This window comes from Oleiagrimonas soli, from assembly GCF_000761445.1.
Lineage (GTDB): Bacteria > Pseudomonadota > Gammaproteobacteria > Xanthomonadales > Rhodanobacteraceae > Oleiagrimonas > Oleiagrimonas soli.
Window position 1 is genome coordinate 2648884 of the sequence record NZ_KN196470.1, and the last position, 16007, is coordinate 2664890.

A 16007-nucleotide genomic window follows, 5' to 3' on the forward strand; every position below is an offset into this window, starting at 1 on the left:
CGAAGCGTGGGCCGGACGAAATGACGGCGCGTGGTATCGCTCAGGCGTCGCCGCCGCGCTCGACCTTGTGCAGCGCGCGCGCCATGCGCTTGGGCGACACCGTGACCGCCGTGCCCAGTTCCTGCGCGAACAGCGAGACGCGAAATTCCTCGATCATCCAGCGCAGTTCGTCCAGGTCCTCGCCGCCCTCGGCGCGCCGCTGCAACCAGACACGCCAGTACGGCAGGACTTGCAGCAGGCGCTGTTGATCCTTCTTCGGGTCCTGCCGCAGACGCTCGGCACGCAGGCGCATAGCCTGCAGATAGCGCGGAAACTGGCGCAGGCGATCCAACGGAAGATCGCGCAGGAAACCGGGCTGCAGCAGCGCATCGAGCTGTTCGCCCAGATCGTCGTAGCTGGCGGCGGCGAAGCCCATCAGCGGCGGTTCCAGCCACGACTTGAGTTCGGCCTGCGCCTCGATGATCGGCTCGGCGCACGTCAGCCGTTCGACCGCGGCCGCGAACACGCCGCGCGCCAGTTCGTCCTGCACGCGGTCGAAGTCGCTGCGCGTGCGCAGGTCGAGGTCGCGCGCCTGCAGCAGATCGGCCAGACCGCCCTCGACCAGATCCTCGCGCAGGCCGTCGATGCTGCCCAGCGGCGCGTACTTCAGGCCGACGGCGTTGCCGATCGGCAACTTGCGGCGCGCCTGCTTCAGCGCCGGCCCCAGCGACAGCCGCAGCAGCCGCTCGACGCCGCGCAGATGCTCCGCGCGCGCCTCGTCCGCGCGCTCGAACACGCGCAGCGCCACCGACGCGCCCTGATCGACCAGCGCCGGCCAGGCATCCAGACCGCCTTCCGAACGCACGCGCTCGGGCAGATCGTCGAAGTCCCAGCTGACCACGTCCTCCCGGGTGAGGTCGGCATCGGCCTGACGCGAGAACGCCGCGCGCGCGTCGCCGCTCCAGTCCGCGCGCAACGCATCCAGACTGCGCGACGTCGCCAGCGTGCGGCCGTGCTCGTCGTGCAGCCGGAAGCGCATCGCGAAATGCGCCGGCAATTCGGCGCCGGCAAAGGCCGCGGCCTCGATCTCGACGCCGGTGGCACGCTGCAGGAAGCGCGCGAGCGCGGCGTGCAGCGGTTCGTCGGCGGCGGACACGGCCTCACAGAACGCCCGCGCGAAATCCGGCGCGGGCACGAAGTTGCGGCGCAGGCCCTTCGGCAGGCTGCGGATCAGCGCGGCCGCCTTGTCGGCCAGCAGCCCCGGCACCAGCCACTGGCAACGCGTGGCCGGCAACGCGTTGAGCATCGCCAGCGGCAGGTGCAGCGTCACGCCGTCGGCCTCGTCGCCGGGCACGAAACGGTATTCGAGACGATAGCGCTGACCGTCGATCTCCAGCCGCGCCGGGAAAGCGTGCGCGTCCAGCTCGGGCGACACGTCGAGTATGTCGTCCAGCGTCCAGCGCAGCGCGGCCTGCTTGGCCGGCGCGGCCTTGCGGTACCACTTCTCCAGCGCGCTGCGCGAAGCGATGTCCGCGGGCAGCTTGTCCTCGAAGAACGCCGCCAGGTCCTGCGGCGACTTCAGCAGCCCTTCGCGACGCTGCTTGGCTTCCAGTTCGTGGGCCTGCTCCAGCACGCGCTGGTTGGCGCGCACGAAATCGACGCGGGTATCGATGTCGCCCGTCGCCAAGGCCTGCTGCAGGAAGATCGCGCGTGCCAGCGCCGGGTCCTGTTGCTCGAACGTCACCGTGCGGCGCTCGGCCAGACTCAGCCCGAACAGCGTGACCTGTTCGTAGGCGACCACCTTGCCGCGCTTGCGCGACCAGTGCGGATCGCTGTGCGAGCGGCGGATCAGATGCGCGGCCTGCTCCTCGATCCAGCGCGGATCGACGCGCGCGCAGAGCATGCCCCACACGCGTCCGCCGACGTCGAGAATCTGCGCCGCGAACAACCAGTTCGGCGGCGACTTCGCCAGCGCCGAGCCCGGGAAAACCTTGAAGCTGCGCTGACGCGTGCCGCGAAACACGCCCTTCTCGTCCTTGTGCGCGACCTGCGTCGGCAGACCGGCGAGCAGGCAGCGATGGATGGCCTCGTAGGCGTCGGCGGGCAGCGTCTCCGCGTCGTCCTGCCGTGACGCCGCGCGCGCGTTCTTCACGGTCCGTTCCGACACGGTCTTTTCCGCGGGTGCGGACGCCTTGCCACGACGCTGCCGCGGTGGCGCGTCCGACTGCACCGCATCGCGCGCCAGTTCGCCCATCGCCAGCTTCAACTGACGATGCAGCTCGCGCCATTCGCGCATGCGCAGGTAACTGAGGAAATGCTTCTGGCACCAGTCGCGCAGCTTCGACTGCGTGAGCTCCTCGTGGGCGGTCGCGTAGGCGCGCCACAGGTTCAGCACACCGACGAAATCGGACTTCGGATCGGCGAAGACCTTGTGTGCGGCATCGGCCTGGCCGCGCGCATCGGCGGGACGTTCGCGCGGGTCCTGCACGCTGAGGAACGCGACCACGGTGAGGAGAGCATCCAGCGCATCGCGTTGCTTCGCCTCGATCAGCATGCGCGCCAGTTGCACGTCGATGGGCAGGCGCGCCAGCTCGCGACCGATGGGCGTCAGCGCGCGGGCATCGTCGATGGCTGAGAGCTCCGCGAGTCGGCGGTAGCCGTCGGCGATGGCGCTCGGTTCGGGCGTCTCCAGGAACGGAAAGTCCTCGACTTCGCCCAGCTTCAGACTGAGCATGCGCAGGATCACGTTGGCCAGCGACGAACGCAGCAACTCGGGATCGGTGAAACGCGGCCGACCGTCGAAATCGGTCTCGTCGTACAGGCGCACGCACACGCCCGGCCCGACGCGTCCGCAGCGGCCCTTGCGCTGGTCGGCGGCGGCGCGCGAGATCGGCTCGACATGCAGACGTTCGAGCTGGCTGCGCTGGCTGTAGCGCTTCACCCGCGCGGTGCCAGTGTCGATGACGTAGCGGATGCGCGGCACGGTCAGCGAGGTCTCGGCGACGTTGGTCGCCAGCACCACGCGCCGCGCCGGTCCCGGATGGAACACGCGGTCCTGGTCCTTCGCCGACAGCCGCGCGTACAGCGGCAGCACTTCGGTGTGCCGGTACTGGCGGCGCGACAGCAGCAGATGCGTGTCGCGAATCTCGCGCTCGCCGGGCAGGAACACCAGCACATCGCCGCGCGGGTCCTCGGCGGTGAGTTCGTCCAGCACCCGCGCGATGTGTTCGGCGCTGCCCTGCTGGATGCCGCCCGCCGAACCCGAGAGCGCTTCCAGCGGCCGCCAGCGCACCTCGACCGGGTAGGCGCGGCCCTCGACCTCGATCACCGGCGCGTCGTCGAAATGCTCGGCGAAGCGCTTGGTGTCGATGGTCGCCGAGGTGACGATGATCTTCAGGTCCGGCCGCCGCTGCGCCAACCGCTTCAGGTAACCGAGCAGGAAGTCGATGTTGAGGCTGCGCTCGTGCGCCTCGTCGATGATGAGCGTGTCGTAGGCACTCAGCCACGGATCGCGCTGGGTCTCGGCCAGCAGGATGCCGTCGGTCATGAACTTGACCAGGCTGTCATCGCTGACCTGCTCGGTGAAGCGCACCTGGAAACCGACCTGCTGGCCGATCTGCGTGCCCAGTTCCTCGGCCACGCGGCGCGCCACCGAACGCGCCGCCAGCCGCCGCGGCTGGGTGCAGCCGATCAGCCCCGCCGCGCCGCGTCCGGCCGCCAGGCACAGCTTCGGCAGCTGCGTGGTCTTGCCCGAGCCGGTTTCGCCGGCGATCACGACGACCTGGTGATCGCGGATCGCCGCCAGAATGTCGTCGGCGCGCTCGCTGATCGGCAGCGCGGCATCGAGCGCCACCTTCGGCACCGCCGCCGCGCGCGCCGCGCGACGGGCGACCGAAGCCTCGACGCGCGCCTGCAGTTTCGCCAGCGCCTCGCCCCCGGCCTGGCGCTGACGCGACAGCTTGCGCCACTGCCCGAGCAGGCGTCCGAAGTCGCGCGTGCAGACCTGCCCCAGGCGCTTGCGCAGCGCGGGCAGATCGCGGATCGCGTCGTGGTCGGCGGTGGTGTCGTTCATGGGACCGGACATGATAGCCCGACGCTATCGCCGCGATCAGCACTATCCATTTCCCTCGCGCCTGCATCGCCCCCATCCTGATGTACATGGCGGGTCGCAAACACGGCGTTCCCGTCCTCGTCCACATCGGATTCAGGGCGCCCCGCGTAACATGCGGACCCATCGTTTCCCCCTCAGCAAAGGAGATACGCACATGGCCATCGACATCGGCATTGCACAACAGGATCGCGAGGCGATCGCCGAGAGCCTCTCGCGCCTGCTGGCGGACACCTACTCGCTCTACCTCAAGACGCACAGCTTCCACTGGAACGTCACCGGCCCGCAGTTCAACAGCCTGCACCTGATGTTCGAGCAGCAGTACAACGCGCTGTGGATGGCCGCCGACGAAGTGGCCGAGCGCATCCGCACCCTCGACGTCGTCGCGCCGGGTTCCTACACGCAGTTCGCCAAGCTGACCTCGATCAAGGAGGAAACCGGCGTGCCGGACTGGAAGAACATGGTCGAACAGCTCGTCGAGGGCCACGAGATCGCCGCCGCCACCGCGCGCAAGACCGTGAAAGTCGCCGAAGACGCCGGCGACGAAGGCACTGCCGACCTGGTGATCGGCCGCCTGAAGGACCACGAAAAGACCGCCTGGATGCTGCGCTCGCTGCTGCAGTGAGCCACGCGACACGGCATGCAACGAAAAAAGGCGCGCCCCGATGGCGCGCCTTTTTCATGGTGCACGACAGACTCGGCGCATGCTGTCGACAAGAGCCGAACAGGGCCGTCAGGACGCCCTTGCAAGACCCGGATTCGGGGTCTGAAACCTTCCTATCGCCAAACTCCTCCGATTGAGGCAATATAATCCTGAGGCCCAAAAATCAACAGGTTGGGGATATGAGCGCGACGATCGAACTTTTCGAACTTTTCAAGGAACGCCTCACCGTGCGTTCCGATCACGCGGCCGGTCAGATCCTGGGCGTGAAGCCGCAGACCATCAGCAACTGGCGCACGCGTGGCAGTCAGGCCGAGCCCAAGCTGATCGAGATGATGTGCCGCAAGCTGGAGCAGGACCCGATGCCCTGGCTGCTGCGCGCGCAGGCCGATCAGGCGCACGACCCGGCCAACGGTCTGGTGTGGAAGCGCATGGCGACGCGTCTGGGTATTTCGCTGTCGGCGGTCGCGCTGGCGGTGGCCAAGCTGTTCTCCGACGCCAACATGCAGATGGCCGTCGCGATGGGCGGCATGGACGAATACGCCTGGGGCGCGATGAGCTCGATGGGCCAGGCGCTCACGATCCTCTCCTGAGCCCCGCACACATCCGAAACCACGAACGCCGCGGGTCGTCGATCCGCGGCGTTCGCGTGTCCGCCGCCTGAGTGCAAGCTGACCGTCCTGCTCCGCCGCGTTGAGCCTGCGCGAGGCCTTGGGTAAGCTCGTTTCCTTCACCCCCGCACCGGCGGGCCAGGCCATGCCCGTGACGCGTCAGCAGGACTGCACTTGACTTCCGAAGCCCGAACCCACGACAGCCGACATCCCGTGTTCGCTGCCGTGGTCATGGCGCTGCTGCTGGCCGTGCTCAACATCGGGCTGTGGTGGTGGGCCAACCGGCCGAACGGTCCGGCCGACCTGCAGGGCTCGATCAGCGGCTTCGCCTACAGCCCGTTCCAGCGCTACCAGAGTCCGTTCGACAACGACAAGCCGAGCGATGCGCAGATCACCAGCGATCTGAAACTGATGGCGCGCTACACGCAGCACATCCGCACCTACGACGCGCTGCAGAACCCGGAAATCTACCGGCTGGCGAAGAAGCAGGGCCTGGACGTCATGGCCGGCGCCTGGATCGACCGTCGTCTGGTGCACAACGACGACGAAATCCGCGCCGTCATCAGCCTGGCGCACCGCTACCCGAAGACCATCACCCGCGTGCTGATCGGCAACGAGGTGCTGCTGCGCGACGACGTCAAGCCGGATCGGCTGATGGCCTACCTGGACCGCGCGCGCGCCGCGATCCGGCAGCCGGTGTCGGTGGCCGAGCCGTGGCACATCTGGGAGAAGTATCCGGAACTGGTGCAGCACGTCGACTTCATCGCCGTGCATCTGCTGCCGTACTGGGAAGGCGTGCCGGTCTCCCGCGAGAGAGCGTTGAAGGACGCACTTGACCGCTACTACGAGCTGCGTCGTTTGTACCCGGACAAACCCATCGTCGTCGGCGAAGTCGGCTGGCCCTCGAACGGCGACCGCTTCCACTACGCCGAACCCTCGGTATCGAACGAAGCGATCTTCCTTCGCCAATGGTTCCAGGCCGCACGCGAACAGCACATCACCTACTACGTGATGGAGGCCTTCGACCAGCCGTGGAAGGAACAGCTCGGCGAGGGCCGCACCGGCGCGTACTGGGGCATGTTCGGCGCCGACCGCAAACCCAAATTCCCCTTCACGGGTCCGGTCACCGAGGACACCGGCTGGCCGTTCAAGGCGCTGGCGGCGAGCCTGCTGGCGCTGATTCCGATGATCTGGTTCGGCCGCCGCTACAGTCGCTTCAAACTGGCCGGGCGCTTCTTCTTCATGCTGCTGCTGCAGCTCGCGGCCGGCGTGATCGTGTGGGCCGCGACCCTGCCCTTCAACTTCTACCTCAGTCCGTTCGACTGGGCGATGCTGGTGCTGCTGTTCCCGGCGCAGATCGCGATCATCGCGATCCTGCTGATCAACGGCTTCGAGTTCACCGAGGTGCTGTGGCGCAAGCGCTGGCTGCGCCATGCCGAACTGCTGGAACCGGACCCGCCCGAAAAGCAGCCGTTCGTGTCGATCCATCTGGCCTGCTACAACGAGCCGCCGGAGATGGTGCAGGTCACGCTGGACTCGCTGGCCGCGCTCGACTACCAGAACTACGAAGTGCTGGTGATCGACAACAACACCAAGAATCCGGACGTGTGGAAGCCGGTCGAGGCCTACTGCGAACAGCTCGGCCCGCGCTTCCGCTTCTTCCATCTGGAACCGTGGCCGGGCTTCAAGGCCGGCGCGCTGAACTTCGGCCTGAAGGAAACCGACGACCGCGCTGAGGTGATCGCCGTGGTCGATGCCGACTACGTGGTGCGCCCGGACTGGCTGTCGCGCCTGACCGGGCACTTCCACGACGCCGACGTCGCCGTGGTGCAGTGCCCGCAGGCGCACCGCGACTTCGAGGACAACACCTTCCGCCGCTGGACCGCGTGGGAATACGACGGCTTCTTCCGCATCGGCATGCACCACCGCAACGAGCGCAACGCCATCATCCAGCACGGCACCATGACCATGGTCCGGCGCAGCGCGCTGGAAGGCACCGGCGGCTGGTCGGAATGGACCATCTGCGAGGACGCCGAGCTGGGCCTGCGCCTGATGCACGCCGGTTACCAGCTGGTCTACGTCGACGAACTGATGGGCAAGGGTCTGACCCCGGCCGACTTCAAGGCCTACAAGAGCCAACGCTACCGCTGGGCCTTCGGCGCGATGCAGATTCTGAAGGGCCGCTGGGACTGGCTGGTGCAGAAAGGCCCGCTCAGCGCCGGCCAGCGCTTCCACTTCCTGACCGGCTGGTTCAGCTGGTTCGCCGATGCGCTGCACTTCGTGTTCACGATGATGGCGCTGTTCTGGACCGCCGGCATGATCGCCCTGCCGCAGTACTTCAGCCTGCCGATGCAGCTGTTCCTGATCCCGGTGATCGGCTTCTTCATCGCCAAGGCGCTGTTCGGCATCGTGCTGTACCGCGCCCGCGTGCCATGCAGCTGGCGCGACACGCTGACCGCCTCGGTCGCCAGCATGGGCCTGTCGCACGCCATCGCGCGCGGCATCATGCACGGGCTGACGCGGCAGAAGACCGCCTTCGTGGTCACCGCCAAGAGCCGGCGCCTGGGCGAATCGAGCTTCGCCGCGTTCGCGCCGGTGCGCGAGGAACTGCTGATGGCCGTGGCGCTGGCGCTGGCGGTCGGCGGCATGGCCTTCTCGTTCGGCAGCACCTACCTGGAAGGCACCTTGTGGATGATCATCCTGGGCGCACAGGCGATACCCTATGTGTCCGCCCTGACCGGCGCCTGGGTGGCGCACCGCAGCGCCTGATCGCCCACCCGCCGCAGACGGCCGATGCTATGGTCGGCCCGTCGTCCAGAAACTTGCCACGGAACCGGTTGTCACCTTTACATGCGTCCTTTCACGCGCATCGTCCACGCCTTGCTGCTCCCTCTGCTGGTGCTGGCGCCGCTGTGCGCGCAGGCCGGCGTCAGCGTGCGCGTGCAAGGGCTGGACGACAACCTGAAGCAGGCCGTGGTCGCCTCGGTGCGATTGAGCCAGTACGCCAAGCGCGACGCCAGCGCGGCGCAGGTTCGGCGGCTGTACGCCGAAGCGCCTGACGAAGCGCGCCAGGCGCTGCGCCCCTACGGCTACTACGACGCGCATGTCGACGCGGACCTGAAGCAGAACGGCGCCGACTGGGTCGTCACGCTGAAGGTGACGCCGGGCGATCCGGTCGTCGTGCGCGCGCTGGACATCCAGCTCGACGCCGCCGCGCGTAAGCTGCCCGAAGTGCGCCAGGCCATCCGTCAGTTCAAGCCGCGCAAGGGCGAGCGCATGGATGACGGTCTGTACACCGCCTCGCGCGATGCCATCGCCTCGGCGCTGACCGCGGTCGGCTACCTCGACGCGCGTCTGACCGTGCACAAGGTCGAAGTCACGCGCGCCACCCACAGCGCCGTGGTGCGGCTGGCATGGAAGGTCGGCACGCGCTACCGCTTCGGCAAGGTGCACTTCGAGGGCGGCCAGTTCCGCCCGGGCTTTCTCGACCGCTACGTGCCGTTCAAGCGCGGCGACTACTTCTCACAGGCCGATCTGCTGCAATTGCAGCAGACGCTGACCGGCGCGGACTACTTCGCGGTGGTCAACGTGCTGCCGGACGTCGAGCACGCGCACGACGGCGTGGTCGACATCGACGTGCAGCTGAAGCCGGCTAAGCGCAGCGTCTACACCGGCGGCCCCTTCATCGGCACCGACACCGGCGTCGGCATCCGTCTCGGCCTGGAGCGTCGCTGGGTCAACGACCGCGGCCACAAGTGGAAGAACGAGCTGGTGCTGGCGCAGCGGCTGAAGACACTCAGCACGCTGTATCAGGTGCCCCTGCCCGGCCCCCATCAGCGCAGCCTGAACTACGGCGCGAACTTCCGTCAGGCCGACACCGACACCTCGAAGTCGCGCACCCTGGAACTGGTCGCCAACGAGAGCCAGCTGTGGCATGGCTGGCTGCGCACCGTCGGCATCCACGCGCTGTCGGGTACGTTCACCGTGGGCAAGCGCGGCGGCGATCCGGCCAACGCGCTCGGCATCGAACGCGGCCGCAGCACGCTGGTGTACCCGGAAATCTCGCTGGTGAAGAAGCACGGCGCGGACCCGAACTACGTGCGCCACGGCTGGATGCTCAGCCTGACCGCGCGCAGCACGCTGGGCACGGTGCTGTCGGATACGAGCTTCGCGCAGGTCGTCGCCGACGCCAAGTGGATCGACGCCTTCAGCCGCCGCAACCGTCTGATCCTGCGCGGCACCGCCGGCAGCACCGTGGTCGGCGACTTCAGCCAGCTGCCGCCGCAGTTGCGCTTCTTCGCCGGCGGCGACCAGTCCGTGCGCGGCTACGGCTACCAGTCGATCGGCCCGCGCAACAGCTACGACCGCGTCATCGGCGGACGCAACCTGCTGGTCGGCAGCGTCACCGTCGAACACTACTTCACGCAGTCCTGGGGCATGGCCGCCTTCGTCGACGCCGGCAACGCCTTCAACGGCACCGACTACCGGCCGCGCATCGGCGCCGGTCTCGGCGTGCGCTGGCGCTCGCCCGTGGGCATGATCCGCGTCGACTTTGGCGTGCCGGTGCATGATCGCAACGCGCACGGCGTCGAGCTGCACCTGGTGATAGGACCCGACCTGTGAAGTGGCTCAAGCGCACCGCCATCGCTCTCGCCGTGCTGCTGCTGGTGGCCGGCCTGGCCCTGGGCTGGCTGCTGGGCACCGCCTCGGGGTTGCGCTTCGCGCTAGCGCGCGCCGAGCACTTCACCGGCGACGCGCTGCAGGTCCAGCAGGCGCAGGGCCGTCTCGCCGGACCGTTGACGCTGACCGGCGTACGCTACCGCGACCGGCAGAGCGGCCTCGACGTGCAGATCGCCCGCGTGCAGCTGGACCTGCGTCCGTTCGCACTGCTTGCCGGACGCGCGCATCTGCTTCAGCTCGACGTGCGCGACGTCGACGTGGCGCTGCCGACCCGACCGAGCGCCTCCGCCAGCGACACCGGCGGCACCCTCACGTTGCGCGCACCGTTCAACGTCGTACTCGACCAGGCCCACATCGGCCACGTGCGCGTGCACCAGGGCGCGCAGGACGTGTTCGTGTCCGACCGCCTCGACCTGTCCGGCGCGTGGACGCACGACGGCCTGCAATTGCGTCGCCTGCAACTGCGTGCGCCGGACGGCCAGGCCGACCTCGACGGCGCGATGGCCTTCGGCGGCGGCTATCCCGGCAAGGGCACGCTGCACTTCGACTGGAAGGCCGCCGACAAGCGCTGGGCCGGCACGCTGACCGCCGACAACAACGGCCGCCGCGCCAGCGCCAGCATCGACCTGACTCAGCCGTCCGCGGCCCACGTGCACCTGACGCTCGCGCCGCGCTCGCCGTACACCTGGCAAGCCCGCATCGAGCTGCCGCGCGGCGATGCGGCGCCGTGGATCGGCGCCGGCAGCGTCCAGCAGATGGCCGCCTCGCTCGACGCCCATGGCGACCTGCGTACCGTGCAAGCCAGCGGCACGCTAGAACTCGACGCCACGCGCGTGCAACTCGCCGCGCTGACGGCGCATGCGGACAAGAACGGCAAGCAATGGCTGCTGGATCGGCTGCGGATCACCTCGCCGCAGCACCAGGGCGTGCTGCAGGGACACGGCAGCATTCGGCTCGACCCGACGCCGCTCACCGCCGCGCTCGACCTGCAGTGGAGCGACGTGACCCTGCCCGCCACGCTGGTCGGACAGACGCTCGCCAGCCAGGGGCAACTGCACTTCGACGGCAACGCCGAGCGCTACCAGGCCACGCTGGACGCCCAGGCCGGACCGCCGGGCAAGCCTTCCCATCTCACCGCCACGCTGCACGGCACGGCCGAGCGCGCGACCATCGAGACCTTCGCCATCCAGCAACCCAAGGGCAAGCTCGAAGCGCATGGCGAGCTGCAATGGACGCCGCAGTTGCAATGGCAGTTCGACGCGCAGGCCACGCGCTTCGACCCCGGCGCGCTGCTGGCCGGCTGGAACGGCGCGCTCGACGCCAAGCTGTCGACTCAGGGCCTGATTGCCGACCAGGGCACCCACGCCACGCTGCAACTGGACCGACTCGAAGGCACGCTGCGGCAACGCCCGGTGTCCGGCAAAGGCACCCTGAAGCTGTCGGCCGCCAAGGTCCTCAGCGGCACGCTGCAGCTGCGCTCGGGCTCCGGCGACATGCAACTGGACGGCAAGGACGGCGCACGCAACGACCTCGACGTGCGGCTGCGCATCGCCTCGCTTGGCGACTGGCTGCCGCAGGCGCGCGGCGCGCTGAACGGGCAGTTCCGCGTCCGCGGACTGTGGCCGAAGCTCGGCGTGCGCGGAAACCTCGACGGCGCCAAGCTGGCCTGGAACGATCAGCGCGCCGAACAGCTGCACCTGAACGTCGATGTCGACGATCTCAGCCATCCCGGCGGCACGCTGACACTGAACGCACAACAGGTCGAAGCCGCCGGTTTCGCCTTCGCGACGCTGAGTGTGGACGGCCGCGGCAACCGCCAGCGCCACGCCCTGCGCGTGGCTGCCAAGGGCGATCCGCTGTCGCTGCAGCTGGCGCTGTCCGGCGGCATGCAGGGCGACGCCTGGAAAGGCTCGCTGGACCGCCTCGACCTCGGCCTGGAAGGCATTCCCGAATGGCGGCTGCGCGCGCCTGCCGCGCTGGCCTGGAACCGCGGCGAAGGCTCCCTGGGCCAGACCTGCCTGAGTCCGGGCCAACCCGAGCTGTGCATGTCCGCCGAGCGCAAACGCGACGGCAGCCTGCGCGCGCAGTACCGCATGCGCGAGTTGCCGCTGGAAATGATCCTCGCCGTCGCCGGCAACGATCTTCCCATGCGCGCCGACGGCACGCTGAGCGGCGACGGCGACATCCGCCGCGACGCCAAGGGCCACCTCGACGGTCAGGCGCGGCTGCAGTCCGCGCAGGGCCAGGTGTTCTACGTCGATCATCCGAACCAGCCGCTGATCCGCTTCCGCGGACTCGACGCCAACCTCGCCATGACGCCGCAGGAACAACGGCTGCGCATCGGCGCGTCGCTACAGCAGAACGGTCGCCTGGACGGCGACCTGCGCATGCAGGGCCCCCAGCATGCACTCAGCGGCCAATTGCACATGCATCTGGACAACCTGCGCTTCGTCGAGCTGTTCAGCAGCGAGGTCGCCAACCTTCAGGGCGACCTCAAGGCCGACCTCGCCCTGGCCGGCACCCTGGCCGCGCCGGCGGCCAGCGGCGAGGCGGTGGTCGACGGCTTCTCCGGCGAAATTCCCGGTCTCGGCCTGAAACTGAGTCAGGGACAAGTGCGCGTCAGCGGCAGCAACGCGCAGCAGCTGCGCATCGACGGTCGCGTGCATTCCGGCGACGGCGACCTGAACATCGCCGGCACACTCGGCCTCGGCAGCGGCGGCGGCACCGACATCAAACTCACCGGCAGCAAGGTGCAGGTCGCCGACATTCCCTCGGCGATGGTCAGCATCTCGCCCGACCTGGCGGTCACGCACGACGCCAACGGTCTGCACATCGGCGGCACACTCGGCGTGGACAAGGCCAACGTGAAGCTGGAGAAACTGCCCGGTGCGGGCACCACCCAGGCCTCGCCCGACGTGGTCGTGGTCGACGCCGAGAAACCGCCGCAGGAAGCCGGCGCCGCGCTGGCCGTCAGCACCGACGTGCGCATCGATCTGGGCCGGCACACCCACGTCGTCGGCTACGGCCTGGACGGCGATCTGCGCGGCAACCTGCACGTGATCGGTCGCAGCGGCAAGGGCGCGCTGGGTCAGGGCCAGATCCGCGTCGACGGCACCTTCCGCGCCTACGGCCAGGACCTGCACATCGAACAGGGCCGGCTGCTGTTCGCCTCCACGCCGCTGGACGACCCCGGCCTCGACATCCGTGCCGTGCGCAAGCTCAACCCGAACGCCACCGTCGACGACGGCCAGGTGGTCGGCCTGCAGGTGCGCGGCACCGCCAAGCGGCCCGAGCTGACGGTGTTCTCGAATCCGGTGATGGAGCAATCCGACGCGCTGTCCTACCTCATCACCGGCAAGCCGCTGTCGCAGGTCAAGGGCGGCGAAGGCAGCATGGTGAACTCGGCCGCGCAGGCGCTCGGCTCGGCCACCGGCGACCTGCTGGCCAAGGGCATCGGCTCCAAGCTCGGCATCAGCGATATCGGCGTGTCCAGCAACGACGCGCTGGGTACCGCCGCGTTCACCGTCGGCAAGTACCTCTCGCCACGGCTGTACCTCAGCTACGGCGTCGGCCTGTTCCAGCCCGGTCAGGTGGTGACCCTGCGCTACATCCTCAGCCGACGCTGGAATTTCGAGGCGCAGCAGGCCACCGAGTTCAGCCGCGCGAGCTTCAACTACCGTTACGAACGCTGAACGGGCGTCCGTGACTTATGGCCTAGAAGGCCCGTCCAACCGTTCCACGCGCCCCGTCGTCGTACTAAGGTGATTCACTTTCCATGTCGAGGTGACGCACCATGCAACGTACATCCTGGATTCTCGCCGCCGCCGTCGCGATGGCGCTGAGCGCCTGCTCGCCGTCGTCCAACAGCGACCAGCAGAAGACGGCCACGCCCGCCGCCAGCGCGCCGAAACCGGCCACCGCCGCAACCGTCGCCGCGAAGCCCGACAGCGGCGTCGACATGGCCGGCATCGACCACTCGGTGAAGCCCGGCGACAACTTCTTCGACTACGCCAACGGCGCGTGGCTGAAGACCGCGACGATTCCGGACGACCGTTCCAGCATCGGCAACTTCCTGACCATCTACGAGCGCACCCAGAAGCGCATCGACGACATCATCGAGAACACCGCCAAGAGCAACCCGGCGGCCGGCACCGACGACCGCAAGATCGCCGACTACTACGCCGCCTACATGGACACCGCCGCCATCGAGAAGATGGGCCTGCAGCCGATCCAGCCCGAGCTTGACGCCATCGCCAAGATCAAGAATCGCAAGGAGCTGGCCGAAGTGCTGGGCAGCCGCCTGCGTCAGGACGAAGACCCGGTCAACAACACCGACTTCCACACCGATCACCTGTTCGGCCTGTTCGTGGCCCAGGGCCTGACCGATCCGTCGCACAACATCGCCTACCTGCTGCAGGGCGGTCTGACCATGCCCAGCCGCGACTACTACCTGTCCGACGACAAGGCGATGGCCGGCTTCCGCGACAAGTACAAGGCCTACATCGCCGCCCTGCTGAAGCAGGCCGGCACGCCGAACGCCGAGGCCGAAGCCAAGCGCGTGTTCGATCTGGAAATGAAGATCGCCAAGGCGCAGGAAAGCCTGGTCGACAGCCAGGACGTGCACAAGGCCAACAACCTGTGGTCGATGAGCGACTTCGCCAAGAAGGCGCCGGGTCTGGACTGGAACGCCTATTTCAAGGCCGCCGGCCTGAGCGACCAGAAGGTCATCGACGTGTGGCAGCCCAAGGCCTTCGCCGGCCTGTCCAAGCTGGTCGCCGACGCGCCGCTGGCCGACTGGCGCGCGCTGCTGCGCTTCCACACGCTGGATGAGCACGCCGGCCTGCTGCCGCAGGCCTACGCCGATCTCGCCTTCGACTTCCACGGCAAGACCCTGACCGGCGTGCCCAAGCAGCAGCCGCGCGAGAAGCGTGCCATCGCCGCCACCAGCTACGCGCTGGGCGACGCGGTCGGCAAGCTGTACGTGAAGCAGTACTTCCCGCCCGAGGCCAAGAAGCAGGTCGAGGATCTGGTCAACAACCTCGTCGCCGCCTTCGGCTCGCGTCTGGACAACCTGGAGTGGATGACCCCGGCCACGCGCGCCAAGGCCAAGGAGAAGCTGGACACGCTGAAGGTGTTCGTCGGCTATCCGGACGCCGGCCACTGGCGCAACTACGACGGCCTGAAGGTCAGCGCCGACAACCCGCTGGCCAACGCGATGGCGGTGTCGAAGTTCAACTACGACTTCGCGCTGTCCAAGCTGGGCAAACCGGTCGACCGCGCCGACTGGTGGATGACGCCGCAGACCGTCAACGCGCTGAACATCCCGCTGGAGAACTCGCTGAACTTCCCGGCCGCGATCCTGCAGCCGCCATTCTTCGACCCGAAGGCCGACCCGGCGCACAACTACGGTGCGATCGGCGCGATCATCGGCCACGAGATCAGCCACAGCTTCGACAACATGGGTTCGCAGTTCGACGCCCAGGGCCGCATGCACAACTGGTGGACGCCGGCCGACGCCAAGCACTTCAAGGAAGCCACGCAGAAGCTGGTCGACCAGTTCAACCAGTACGTCGCGCTGCCGGGTCTGCACGTCAACGGCGAGCAGACGCTGGGCGAGAACATCGCCGATGTCTCCGGCCTGACCGCCGCCTACATCGCCTACCACAAGTCGCTGAACGGCAAGCCGGCGCCGGTGATCGACGGCCTGACCGGCGACCAGCGCTTCTTCCTGTCCTTCGGCCAGGCCTGGCGCAGCAAGATGCGCGAAGCTGCTCTGCGCCAGCGCGTGAACACCGACGTGCACGCGCCGCCGCAGTTCCGCGCCGAAACGGTGCGCAACCTGGACGGCTGGTACAAGGCGTTCGACGTGCAGCCGGACCAGAAGCTGTACCTGAAGCCGGAACAGCGCGTGCAGATCTGGTAAGACCGCACCACCGCGAAAACGAAAAGGCCGCGCAGCAATGCGCGG

At 68.2% G+C, this 16007-nt stretch carries 7 protein-coding genes; 6 read left to right on the forward strand and 1 reads right to left on the reverse strand.

The annotated features are described in order from the left end of the window. Nucleotides 1-40: 40 nt before the first annotated feature. Nucleotides 41-4051: an ATP-dependent RNA helicase HrpA gene (gene hrpA / locus LF63_RS11880; RefSeq protein ID WP_043103807.1), complete on the reverse strand. Its 4011-nt coding sequence runs from the start codon at nt 4049-4051 to the stop codon at nt 41-43. Nucleotides 4052-4244: 193 nt separating this feature from the next. Here hrpA and LF63_RS11885 point away from each other — a divergent pair, with 193 nt between their 5' ends. From LF63_RS11885 to LF63_RS11910, 6 genes are all read left to right on the forward strand, one after another. Beyond that, the gene (locus tag LF63_RS11885; protein ID WP_043102074.1) at nt 4245-4712 is read left to right on the forward strand and encodes a Dps family protein; all 468 of its coding nucleotides are present in this window, start codon (nt 4245-4247) and stop codon (nt 4710-4712) included. Nucleotides 4713-4930: 218 nt separating this feature from the next. Then, entirely contained in the window at nt 4931-5341 is a 411-nt protein-coding gene (locus LF63_RS11890; RefSeq protein WP_052395028.1) for a hypothetical protein, read from the forward strand. A gap of 249 nt (nt 5342-5590) precedes the next feature. Continuing rightward, nucleotides 5591-8128 carry a glycosyltransferase gene (locus LF63_RS11895; RefSeq protein ID WP_425477065.1) on the forward strand — a complete coding sequence of 846 codons (2538 nt, stop codon included), beginning with the start codon at nt 5591-5593 and terminating at the stop codon, nt 8126-8128. Nucleotides 8129-8209: 81 nt separating this feature from the next. After that, nucleotides 8210-9982 (forward strand): autotransporter assembly complex protein TamA, encoded by a 1773-nt coding sequence (locus tag LF63_RS11900; RefSeq protein ID WP_043102078.1) that lies wholly within the window; start codon nt 8210-8212, stop codon nt 9980-9982. Beyond that, nucleotides 9979-13731, forward strand: a complete 3753-nt coding sequence (locus tag LF63_RS11905; RefSeq protein WP_043102079.1) for a translocation/assembly module TamB domain-containing protein — start codon at nt 9979-9981, stop codon at nt 13729-13731. Before LF63_RS11900 ends, LF63_RS11905 begins: the two co-directional genes overlap by 4 nt. A gap of 101 nt (nt 13732-13832) precedes the next feature. Then, entirely contained in the window at nt 13833-15962 is a 2130-nt protein-coding gene (locus tag LF63_RS11910) for a M13 family metallopeptidase (protein WP_043102081.1), read from the forward strand. Nucleotides 15963-16007 lie beyond the last annotated feature (45 nt).